Source organism: Candidatus Omnitrophota bacterium (genome assembly GCA_016929445.1).
Taxonomy (GTDB): domain Bacteria; phylum Omnitrophota; class Gorgyraeia; order JAFGIU01; family JAFGIU01; genus JAFGIU01.
The window spans coordinates 1-12,277 of the sequence record JAFGIU010000079.1 but is presented as its reverse complement, the minus strand read 5'-3'; the positions used below and the strand labels follow the sequence as shown (position 1 = coordinate 12,277).

The window sequence follows — 12,277 nt, the reverse complement described above, 5'->3', positions numbered from 1 at the left end:
TTGAGTCAGAAGCATGAGCGGGGAATACGCCAGGGGCAGTAAAACCAGGGACGGTTCTCTCCAGCCCATTACGCACCAACGGGTTACGTGAGAACCGTCCCCTACAGCGACGCATGGACTGCCGGGATCCGGGGCGGGTCTCTCACGGAGATCCGTCCCGGCCCGAGATTATGTGTCCGTCAACCGGGGACGGACCTCTCGTAACTCGTTTTCCCGGAAAGGGTAATTGAGACCTGTCCCTAAAGGAAGCGCTATGAGTCCGCGACAACCGAGAGCCCAGCTCTCCACCTACACCTGCTTTCACCTATGCTCTCACGCCAACGGAAGCCAAAATCTCTTTATCACAGCCAAAGACCGCATCAAATATCTTCAACTTTTCGAGAGATACCGCGTGTATCATTCACTGGATTGCTTTGCCTACTGCCTAATGGACAACCATACGCATTTGTTGGTGCGGTGTCCGTCAGTAGCGGTACTTTCCAAAGCCATGCATCGCCTGCACGTGGCCTACGCCATGTACTTCAATTTGAAACACCAACGCAAAGGGCATCTGTTCCAGGATCGATTTTCCAGCTGGGTTATCCGGGACGAGGCCCACATCGCTGAGGCCAAAAGGTATATCGAGGAGAACCCGGTGGCGGCAGGGCTTGTGCAGGAGGTAAAGGATTACCGATGGAGCAGCGCGCGGGCAATGGGGGACGACCCCTACGTAAATGTCTGTGGGATAAAGGGTAGTTAAGAACCGTCCCTGATTAGAGAGCGGATTGGAGGAGTTCCAGAAGAGCGGCGGCATCTTCGAGTTGTCTGGCGATTTCGCTGCGGAAAACGGATTCGGCTTCGAGGCGGTGGGTGGTATTTAGCGAAATCCCGAAGGGTTCGGTGTAAATTGGAGCTCTTTCAACCAATTGAGCGGTCGCTCCCTCTGCTCTGCTCAAAAAGGCTGCATGAATCTCTGAGATCAAATTCTGTACTTGAGCGTAAAACTCCTTGTCTTCAGATATCCACCGAAGGCCGGGTTGCTGCAGGTATGTATCCACCTGCGTGTTGACGGACATCCTGAGAAATGTGGGATCGCCGCTGAGCCAACCCAGGTAGCCGGTCTGATACCACAGAAATGCCGCCACATTGAGTGGCTGGAACTTGTCGCCTCCCATACTCTGGTAGGCCAGCCTCTCATCTGCGGAAAGGGCCATCTGGCTGCTTTGAGACCCAGGGCCATCTCCAGGTGGACTGCGTTCTCCTCTTGCAACAAGAGGCCGCATGTGTCCAGGCACCTCGTGCAAGGCTATCGCATGAGCCACTGTTTCGGCCAAGGTGGTCTGAATCGGCGTGGGGCTGACTGCCTTGCCGTCCGCATCACGAACGACCAGTTCAATCTCAATATTCAACTCCACAAGATGCGCCAGGTTTTTTAGGAAATTACCGCGAATCTCCACCCCACCCTTTGGAAGTTCTGGATTCGTTCCGCTTGAATAGGCCCGCATGGTTTGGCGGAATCGCTCGGCTGCAGTTCTTCCATCGCCGTTTGTGAACTTGGACGTAATGGCTACACCCGCGTCGCCTGTTATCTCTAACCGCTCTTGCATCCCGTCCTCAGCAGACTTTCTCAATGAATTCCAGGCGTTCACAAAGGCCTTCTTCAAAATCACGGAGGCCACCATCTTGGAAGTTCCAACCGCAAGTGAGGGCTCAGGAAGCTCTTCTGACGGCTCACCCGCCACAGCCTCTGGAACCGGAACCATCCGGGGCGTCCACATCGGCACACCCAAGCCGCCTTCGGCGCCATGGCCATTGTGGAGTCTGCTGACTTCGATGACGTATACATTTTCAAACATGTGATACCAATCACTGGGTGTCTTCAGTCGCGGATTGTCCCGAATATATTCACGCATTTTGCGCACGTCTTCAGGCGGCACCTGGTCCCCAGCCTTCACTTCCGTAGCAAAAAACACCATCACTCTTAGCAGATCATCCTCAGATGCAGTTTCAATATTGACCTCCACCACATGCCGAGAAATGGTTCCCCCGGCATTCTGCAAAAATTTCTCCATTGCCGTTACAGGAGCACGAGGCGGCCCGCGAAATTCATTCCTGAATCTACCAAAACTATCCTGAAGTTCACTGTCGTAGGAATTCAGGCTTACAATCAGACGCTGAGCCGGCTCTAACCGGTCTACAATTCTCTTCAGCAAGGCATCCCTAAAATGCACATCGTTGATGTAATAAAGCACTTGAGAGAACTCAAAGATGTCCACCCCTTCAAGCCAATGATCATCGGCAAGCGCGGTTTCCGCAGTCTCTTCAATGAACTCCACGGAATCGGCAAGCACCGTTGCGGCTTTCTGAGAATCTCCAAGCAAATCAGTGTAAAACTGTAAGAGACGTTTTCTAGCTTCAACCATGAGATCCCTGGAAGGTTCAATAAACCGGATCTTGAGGTTCGGGTACTTTCTTAGAATTTCCACAGTCTGCTTCCCGCTTCCTCCTCCGACAATCAACATAGTGCCTTGGTAATTCTGATTCTGATTTGTCAAGCCGTCCAAGATGCTTGCAATCTGACTGCCAACTTTCCGCGCCTGGTTCATACGCTTTTCCACAAAGAGAAAGCCCTCGGCAAATATTTCTGCATCTGCCTCCTCAGTGATCTCATACTCCATCGGGTCGAGTCCTCTTGTCTTCCTGCCTAAGACGCCGGAGTGGAGTTTTAGTTCAATATCCTGAATCATCTGACTTTTGAATGAATTGGGCGCTGGATTCAAGGACGCCAGCCCGGGCTGCCGCACATCCGATACTCCCGGATGTCCTTCAGAATGTATCCAATCAGTCCACATAGTTGGATTCAATTTCATGAGGGGTTCCAATTGCTCCTTCCAGGCCCCGATCAAGGACTCAGGTAATCCGTATTTCGGCAAGTCCCTTCGAACCGCATTACCCCGGGCATCCAAAAAGTACACGTCCCCGTTGCGACAGATCCAATACCAAATCCCTTTTTCCATGTCGCGGACACGGATCCAACCCTCCCCAAGCCAGCTATAGTCATAACTGACCGTCTGCGCATCCTTCGTCGTTGTCTGGCATTCAATCTCAGAAACACGCCAGGTCTCTCCGCTGCGATTTGTAATATGCCTGACAATGAGTTCAAACTGTCCTTCTTCGTCGATCGTTTCCCTCTCCATAAGCAAGCCTGCTTCAATTCTTTCCATCCCCGGGGACCAAACCCTATCTGGATCTGGAGATGCCAGCACCAGTTCATCCCCACATCGCAAGACAATCATCTCCGGATTTAAATCCGAAACCTTTGACTCAGGGACATGGTTCAATGCACCGGCCAGCCGCCTCACCGCAAGCCGGGGAATACGTGGCTGTGATTTCATCAAATCAAATACACTCTCGTCCTTTTCGGGACGCGGCCAACCTGAAGTGTCAATTTGAGTCAAGTCCTGATCTTCATTACTGAGCACCCAATGCAGCCATCGTTGATACCATCGAATCCAAAATTTTTCTCCCTCAGAACGCCTTATCATTTCTTCGTCAAATTCTCTGACTGTAAGTGCTTGGACAGCTCGCTGTAAGTCCGGAGGGAAAAACCCAATTGTCGTCCGTTCACCACTCAATTTTCGCCACATTCGTAGCCTTCCCCACCTTAAGGCATCGTGTTCTGCAGGATGGAAATAGAGTGGGGGCCCGGGGATTCTGTAAACAGCATCCTCAGAGTACTGACTGAAAATTGCGGTCATGAGCAAGTCGTCCGCAATCCCGGGAAAGTGCCGTAACTTGTCGAAAAACTCAGGGGAAATGGCTTCCGTGTGAAAGGCCAGAAACGCACCCCTCAAATACTTTTCCGGAGCATAGACTTCTCTTTCCGCATTGGCCACCGTAGGCGGCGTCAATTCCCATCGCAACACATTGGCCTGTGCGGCCCGCCACATTTCTCCGATACGCCAGGTTCTCCTGAACGGGGGGGCAACCAGAGAAACATTCGCGCCGACTAACATGGGACCCTTTGATTTACTGAGAACCGACAGCGCCTCATAAGGAGCCCCGTCAACCATATAGATCTCATCATCCAAAGGCTGGAATCCTTGAATCAGCCCTCCCGCAAGTTGCTCCCTGCCGTTGCGACCAATGGCCTTAACTTCATTGCGGCCGTAACGCAGCATTTCCCCCCAGGCTCCAAACTTGCCCACACCCACCATGGGTTTGTAAACAAGATCAATATCCTGGTACTCCGGATTCCTCAGAAAGTGTTTCACTTCTTCCACAACAGGATCCACGGCTTCTTGATTGCCCGCATTCGGTACCACCATCACACGGGCTTTGACACCCATAGTACGCAGAGTCCTCACTTCCTCAGCCACCTCTTGAAGCATGCGATAGATATGCGCTTGGCTGTTGTATGTGGGGATCGCAAAGAGCACGCTTGGAAGCGCATCAACATCTTCCGGCAGCCGCTGCACCGTGCCGCTGGCAGCTAAGGTCAAACGGGCCACTGTGGCAGGAACAATATCTCCACTTGGCCTGAATGCCTTGAGACCCTGGATTGCCTCCATCACTGCTCTGCGAGCCTCCTCCGGCGCCAGGGAGCTCAGCGTGTTTCCGGCATTGATCAAGCTCTTCGGGATATTACCCGGTTCTACGCTAATGGCTCGCAAGAGTCGATTCTGCGCAGTCTCGTCGATATCCGGATGCGTGATCAAAGACTGCTGAACCGCCATTTCCCAAAGACTGCGCCAATCTGAATCGTCAAATCGATGGGTCTCATACAAATCATCCAGTCGCCGGGACATCTGCGTCAGGGCTCCAAGACCGGCACCCGCATCTCCAATAACATATCTAGCCAGCAGTGAAGTGAATGCCAAGTCCGAAGCACTTTGATCTGCTTTAGCCACTTTTGGAACGCTCGTAAAAGGCTGCTTCCGGTGCGCCAGCATCCGGTTCATGTAGAGGGTCTTGTCGTAGGCTTCAGTGAGGCGCGGAGCAATCACTACGTAGGAAATGTGCTGCTCTTCGAGCAGTTGAGTAATGCCTTGGGTGTGGAAACCTCCGGCAATGAGCACGCCCGCATGGGCATCGTTTTGGTTCAAGAACTTGAGCGTGTTGGAGACGAGCGGGGCATTCCGGGATTCTGCGGCAAGATAGAAGTGTCGCGCGGTCTGGATGGCGTCTTCGGATTGACGGGCAGATTCCCGCCGGAGTTTACCCTGAGTGATCCACAGATCCCTTCGCTGCGCTCGGGATGACCGCGTTCCGGGGTAGGATGACGGCGTTCCGGGGTAGGATGACGAAGCGACAGGCGGGAATGACACTTCACCTGCTTGGAACTGCTCCCATTCACCGGGCGAGGCTTCGGCGGTAATGAGCTTTTGCAGCAGTTCGGTGCGCTCGCATTCTTCCATTAGAGCCCTTTGTGCGTCGGTTTGCAGAAGAGCCTGCATCACCTTCGCATACAGCTCCCGTTGCTCAACCAGAATTTCCTGAGGCTGAAGCTCCTTCTTCAGAGCTCCCAACTGCGCCACCCTCGGAACCTGTTCCAATCCTGCGGCACGCAGCGCCTCCGCACTCAATAACTCCACCAGGAACACTGCCAGAGATCCGGCGCCGTCATCCTTCTTGGACAGAGCAGCAACAATCGAAAGCAGTTGGGCATTTTGCTGCGTGTCCTGCACGGATTGCATTAGCTCCGGCAAGATCTGTTCGACTTCCTCCCGGAATTTTTCAGGATCAATCCCGCCCTCCAAGCTCTGGATCTTGGAAAGGATCTCAAAGCTCGGATAGCTTTGCAGAGAAATCCCTTGTTCCAAGGCTTGGGAGAGCAGCTGCTGCAAATAGCCGCCGGCCAGAGCGGATTCAGAGGATTCGGCTCGTGCCGCTTGGGCCAGATTCAATGCCTTAGCAGGAAAACTCTGTTCCTCTTGTTTGCGCAAAGTCCCCAGTTCCTGAGCGACGGCCTCTTGATCTTGCGCAAAGTTCAAATGCAGCTCTTCAAAGGCCCGAAAGTTCTCCATATACTTTGCGCGTTCCTCAACACCATAGAGCTCGATGGGCAGGCGCTCGGCAATGGCCACCTCCTCGGGACCGGTGATCAACGATTCGGAAAGGGCCTCCTCGGCAAAAAGCTTCCGGATCTCATCATGCGGAATTGTGGAAAAAAGAAAGGTGTCGATCGGACCGGCACTTCCCTCCACCGCAACCTGATCGATGCCTTCGGTCTCCACGAGGTGCTTGAGTATGGCTCCGATGTTTTCCTGAGCTTCCACATGCGCGTGCACGTCCTGAATGTGGATGAGGGTATAGGTGGAATCCGCAAAAGTCTTTCTGGAAACCACGCGCCCTATTTCTGCGGGGACATCCAAAGCCTCCACAAGACTGGCTGGCTCACAAGACACCAGGGCCTGAACCCCCTTTTCAGGGAAATGGAATAGAACTTTCTTTCCGGGGGTGGGTTCAGACACGGCCGCCTGCGACCCGCGAAATAGCCGCGGCCCGATGCGTTCGGGAGTGGCCCAGGACAAGCCAACGCTGCTCAGGACAAATACCTGGGCCATGAGCAAAGCGATGACGCGCACAAGAAACCGTTTGGGATGATGGGATTGGGTCACTGAGGGTCCTCGATTTACAAATAAGGCCGAAGCCCAGCACCCAGTGGATCGGCCTAATATTTAGAGGAAAGAGTGTACCATATTCGACTTACTTTTGCAATGGTTGGCAAATGTTTTATCAAGTTAAGGTCTTTGGGGACGGACCTCTTGTAACTCGTTGTGGGATAAAGAGTAATTGAGACCTGTCCCTGATTATCGGCGGCCGAATTGCTTCTCGATTTCCGGAAAGCTGAGCTTGATCAGGGTCGGCCTGCCGTGCGGGCAGGTAAAGGGGCTCTCACACGCGGCCAGGGTCTCGAGCAAGGAGAGCATAGCTTGAGGGGCCAAGGCCTGCCCGGCCTTGACCGAACGGACCTTGCACGCGACCAGCGCGGCCAATGCTTTTTGCTGCTCTTCCACATTCAGGCGATCCGCCCCTTCCTCCACTTGGTCCAGGAAGTCCTCCAAGTGCTGCACCACTTCTCCGTGCAAAAAAGGCGGCACGCCGTTGATCACAAATGTCGAATCCCCGAAGGGCTCCACCAAGAATCCGATGCGTTGCAAAAGTCCCAGAGACTGTTCCAGGGTCTGTGCGCGCGCAGGCGGCAACTCCAGAGTCTCGGGCAAGAGCAGGCGCTGGGACTGCGGCTCCCCGCCTTTCAGGCACTGCAGCAGCTTTTCGTAGTGGATCCGCTCATGGGCCGCATGTTGGTCCACCAGCATCAAGCCTTCGGAACTCTCGGCCAAAATATAGCTGGAGCGCATCTGTCCCAGCACGCGCACCACACCCAGGCGGTTCAGGTTCTGGGTCACCAGGGTGTCCGGCGCATCCGACGAAGCAGTCTGAGTGCCTTTGTAGTTCAACTCGGGCTCGGACACAGAAACCGGGTGCAGAATAATCCGCTCCTCACTCGCATGACTTTCCGGCCGCAGGCCGCCGCCTTCAAAAGGCGGTGTCATCGGATCCTTGCTGAATGTCGATTTGGGAAAGAGATCCTTGCCGCTGATCGCTCGCCCCACCGCTTCACTCAAGGCATTTTGTAATTCTCTCTCTCCGGAAATGCGCACCTCGCGTTTGGTGGGATGCACATTGACATCCAAACGGCTGCTCTCCAAGTTAAGGAAGACCACGCCCATGGGAAAACGCCCGTGGGGCAAAGTCTCCCCATAAGCGCGTGAAAGGGCATAGGAAAGCCAGGGCGCCGTGACCGGTCTACGGTTCACAAAAAACTCCTGTCCCGTCCGGTTAACGCGCGAAAACTGCGGCCGGCTCAAAAAAGCCTCCACTTGGACTCCCTGCACTTCAAGCTGCAGCGCCAAAGGATCCAGACTCCAATCCGCTTTGCTCACTGCATGCACGCGCTCCTGGTCCGAAGGGACCGCTTCAAAGTCCTCCATCACCCGCGCGCCGTCGAGCACACGAAAGCTCACCTTGGGATGGGCCAGGGCTGCCTTGCGCACCGTGTGAAGGATCTCCGCGCCCTCGCGACTGTCGGCCTTCAGAAATTTACGGCGTGCCGGTGTGTTAAAGAAGAGGTCTTCCACGATCACGCTCGTGCCGGTACTCATCCCCACCTCGGCAGAAGCACTGCGGCGGCCTCCCTCGCACAGCATTTCCGTGCCTGTCGATTCTCCCCCGGCGCGCGAACGAATCCGCAACCGCGATACCGCTCCGATGGATGTCAAGGCCTCCCCCCGGAATCCAAAGGAGTGGATCGTCAAGAGGTCCTCCGCGCCCCGGATCTTGCTCGTGGCATGGTGTTCCACCGACAAGGGCAATTCCTCAGCCGTCATCCCGCACCCGTTGTCCGTAACGCGAATCTCCCGCTTTCCGCCGTTTTGATAGACCACCTCAATGGAACTCGCCCCTGCGTCCAGAGAATTTTCTATCAGCTCTTTGACAATGGACGCGGGCCGCTCAATCACCTCTCCGGCTGCAATCTTCTCCACGACCTCCTCAGGAAGGCGAGCGATGCGCGTCATGCTTTTCCTCCAATGCCTGCTTCCACCGGTACAAGGTGTTCAGCGCTTCAATAGGTGTCATCTTTTCCGGAATCAGCTCCCGCAACTCTTCAATGAGCGGATGTTCCTTAATCTCAGCGACCCACGTTCCAAATTCCAATTGCCCTTCAGTCTCTCCGGCGGGAGTTCCCAAAACCGCGCCCCAAGAAGGACTGCTCTCAAGACGCTCCCCTTCCAGGCGTTTCAAAATCTTCTCCGCGCGCTCGATCGTCGATCTCGGCAGCCCTGCCAAAGAGGCCACATGGATCCCATAGCTGCGGTCTGTCCCCCCGGGCAAAATCTTATGCAGAAATGTCACTCCCCGTTCGTCCTCGCGCACAGCCACGTTGTAGTTCTTTACCCGCGGCAAGACACCGGCCAAATCCGTGAGTTCGTGATAGTGCGTGGCAAACAGGGCGCGCGGCCGGAGCCCGCTTTCTTCGGTGAGGTATTCGCAGACTGCGTGCGCAATGGCGATTCCGTCCAAGGTGGAGGTGCCGCGCCCCACTTCATCCATGATCACCAGACTGCGGTCCGTGACATGGTTGAGGATCTGCGCGACCTCGGTCATCTCCACCATAAAAGTGCTCTGCCCGCGCGCCAGGGCATCGGAAGCGCCTATTCGCGTAAAGACTTGATCCACCAGACCCACCTTGCATTCGGCGGCCGGCACAAAGGAACCCATCTGCGCCAGAATCACAATGAGCGCATTTTGCCGGATAAAGGTGGACTTGCCCGACATGTTCGGCCCCGTAAGCACCAGAAGCTGATCCTTGGAACGGCTCATGCGCAAATCGTTTTCCACAAAGGCGCCTGTGGGCAACACCCGCTCGACCACAGGGTGGCGCCCGCCCCGGATCCAAAGCTCATCCGTGTCCTCGATCAAAGGACGCACATAGCCGTAACGCGCGGCCACATACGCCAGGTGCGCCAGACAGTCCAACACACCCGCGGCTTCGGCCGAACCCTTGAGCGCTTCGGTATGCACAAGGACCTTCCTCACCAAATCCCGGAACAGCTCCTCTTCCAAACTGCGCGCGCGCTCCGAAGCCGTCAAAATCTTTTCTTCAAATTCCTTGAGCTCCGGGGTGATGAAACGTTCCGCATTCACCAAAGTTTGCTTGCGGATATAATCTTCCGGCACAGCCTTGCGGTTGGCATTGCTCACCTCCAGGTAATAGCCAAAGACCTTATTGAATTTAATCTTCATTGTCTTGATGCCTGTGCGCTCGACTTCACGGCGCTGGATCTCGACCAAGGCCTGTTTGCCGCCTTTGGAAAGAGCGCGTTGTTCGTCCAGAGCCGCATCATAGCCATCACGAATCACGCCTCCGTCGCGAAGCGTCAGCGGCGGTTCGTCCACCACGGCCCGGCTCAACAGGGCTTCCAGCTCCGGCAAGGGCTGCAAAGCCGCGGACTGCTCTTCAATCAGTTCCGCGCTGAGTCCCTTGAGTACTCCCTTTAAACCAGGCACACTGCGCAAGAATTCCCGGAGCAGAACAAGATCCCGGCCCCCGGCGCGCCCGCACGTGAGCCGCGCCACCAAGCGCTCCGCATCGCCGACTTTCTTAAGCTGCGCCCGGAATTCCGTCCGCGCAACTGCTGAATCAAAAAGCACTTGCACTGCGTCGAGCCGCGCATTGATGGGTTTCACCTCCCGCAAAGGCTGACGCAACCACCGCCACAAACAGCGCGAGCCCATGCCTGTTTGCGCACCCTTCAAGCAGCCGTACAAAGTCAGGTTCTTGTCTCCGCCGTCCGAAGCCTCAAACAGCTCCAGATGTTTTTGAGCCACTGAACTGATTTCCATGAACTGTGACTTTTGATACGCGCGGGGCAAACTCAAATGGCCGAGGGATTCATGCCGGTGGTCGCGCAAATAATAGACCAGAACGCCTGCGGCTGCCGATTGCTCGGGACTGAGGGAAAGAGATTCCAGGGAGTGCAGAGAAAAGGTGCGCAGCAACAAATCCCGCGCGTGGTCGGGAGCAAAGACCCAGGGCTCGTAAAACGTCGGAACAGTCTTCGCACAGTCCGCAGTCCAGGTGTTGAGCTGCTCTGTTTCTTTTAAACTCTCGGGCAAAACCAATTCCACGGGTTGCAAAGCAGCCAAATGCGCGGCCAAATCTTGCCGGGCCAAACCGGTCACGCAAAACTCCCCTGTGCCCAAATCCAAATAGGCCAGCCCGCAACTTTCTCTGTCTGGCGCCACACACACAATATAGGTCGGAGCCTCGCCCTCCATCTCTTCAAGATTGGTTGCGGGGGTTACAATGCGCGTGACCTGCCGGTCCACCAACCCCTTGGCCTGGGCCGGATCTTCAACCTGTTCACAAATAGCAACTTTGAGTCCGGAACGCGTGAGCTTTGCAATATAGGATTCCGCGCTGTGATAAGGAACCCCGCACATGGGCACGCGGCCGGCCTTCCCCGCTTCCCGGCCCGTAAGCACCAAATCCAGAATCTGCGAGGCGCGCTTGGCATCCTCAAGAAACATCTCGTAAAAATCGCCCAGGCGGAAAAAAAGGAGGGTGTCCTCCGGGAGGCTGCGCCGCAACTTGAGATACTGCTGCATCATGGGGGTGTATTCAGGCATAAAAAGGACCTTAGCACTGAAGGGCGGGCTCTTGCAAGGGCGGGGATTCCGCACAGATGGCCGCGCTGCGCTCGCCATGACGCCACGCGCGCCACTTGCGTACAGGCACCCTACTCTGACTTGCCGGACTCGTCGGGTGCTTCGGAAGCGAGATCTTGGGCCTTGTCCGACAAACGCTTGAGCTCCTTGGCGATCTCCACCTGCTTCTTCTGGCGCTCGAGCTCAATATCGTAAATTTTTCGCGCGCGCTCGATGGCGATCTGCAGCTCCTTGGAGCGCAGGGGCTTGATCAAATACCCTTTGGCCCCGAGCTCCGCGGCCTCCACCCCGGACTGCACACTCTGGTTTCCGGTCATGAGCACGCAGATCACGCTGGGGAAGTGCCTCTGGATCTCTCCAATAAGCCAAAGTCCTCCCTTTCCGGGGAGGACCATGTCCACAAGGGCCAAGTTATAAGGGGTTTCTTCGAGGACCCGGATCGCGTCCTCGGCGGTTGTCACGCCTTCAGCGCGATATCCAAGTTTTTGGAGATCGTCGAGCATCATCTCAAGGGTCGCATCGCTATCCTCGACGATCAGAATACGGAAATTCCGGCTGGGTTCGGCTTCCAAATCTGCCCTCCGCTTCAATCTCTACCATCCAAGAAGACTTGACTTAACTATATCATGCTTAATGACTTAGTCAAGATTCGGACTAATTTGAGGGCGGATTCTGCCTGGGAGTCCGGCGCGCCTGCTTTTCAGCCGAGTCCAAAAGCCGGTTGATGGGATCGATAATCGGCGAAATCACGTCCCCGGGCCGGCAATGAAGCCGGTAGCTCAGATCCGGCTGCGTGGTCTTCATGAGCTCCCGCTCCAGCCGGTCCAAAGGCCCCACGTACTGGTGGGAAATCGAGAGCCCCTGCTTGACCACCCACATGGTGACCAAGGCAATCACGCCGAAGACCACCCACAGCCCCAGCATGGCTGAAGGCATGATCTTGGCAAGCTCGGCCTGGCTGATTTCAAAGCCGTTGGACATGGCGTATGCGACCACGGCATAAACGCTGGTGGCGATAATCAATACCGGCAACACCATCGCCAGCACCAGCAGCCCCAAAAAT

General features: G+C 55.5%; 6 protein-coding genes. 1 reads left to right on the top strand and 5 read right to left on the bottom strand.

What is annotated here, in order from left to right; genetic code table 11:
• Positions 1 to 253: 253 nt before the first annotated feature.
• Positions 254 to 739: a transposase gene (locus JW937_06775; GenBank protein MBN1587115.1), complete on the top strand. Its 486-nt coding sequence runs from the start codon at positions 254 to 256 to the stop codon at positions 737 to 739.
• 13 nt (positions 740 to 752) lie between these two features.
• On the opposite strand, the gene JW937_06770 is transcribed toward JW937_06775, so the two are convergent.
• From JW937_06770 to JW937_06750, 5 genes are all read right to left on the bottom strand, one after another.
• Positions 753 to 6,599, bottom strand: a complete 5,847-nt coding sequence (locus JW937_06770) for a hypothetical protein (protein MBN1587114.1) — start codon at positions 6,597 to 6,599, stop codon at positions 753 to 755.
• A 192-nt stretch (positions 6,600 to 6,791) separates the two neighbouring features.
• On the bottom strand, positions 6,792 to 8,561 hold the full coding sequence (mutL, locus tag JW937_06765) for a DNA mismatch repair endonuclease MutL (GenBank protein MBN1587113.1): 1,770 nt from the start codon (positions 8,559 to 8,561) through the stop codon (positions 6,792 to 6,794).
• Entirely contained in the window at positions 8,536 to 11,175 is a 2,640-nt protein-coding gene (gene mutS / locus JW937_06760; protein MBN1587112.1) for a DNA mismatch repair protein MutS, read from the bottom strand. The genes mutL and mutS overlap by 26 nt, the downstream gene beginning before the upstream one ends.
• Before the next feature lie 110 nt (positions 11,176 to 11,285).
• A complete protein-coding gene (locus tag JW937_06755) occupies positions 11,286 to 11,804 on the bottom strand; it encodes a response regulator (GenBank protein ID MBN1587111.1) in 519 nt (172 codons plus the stop codon).
• Positions 11,805 to 11,868: 64 nt separating this feature from the next.
• On the bottom strand, positions 11,869 to 12,277 hold a 409-nt coding region (locus tag JW937_06750; protein ID MBN1587110.1), incomplete at its 5' end, for a hypothetical protein.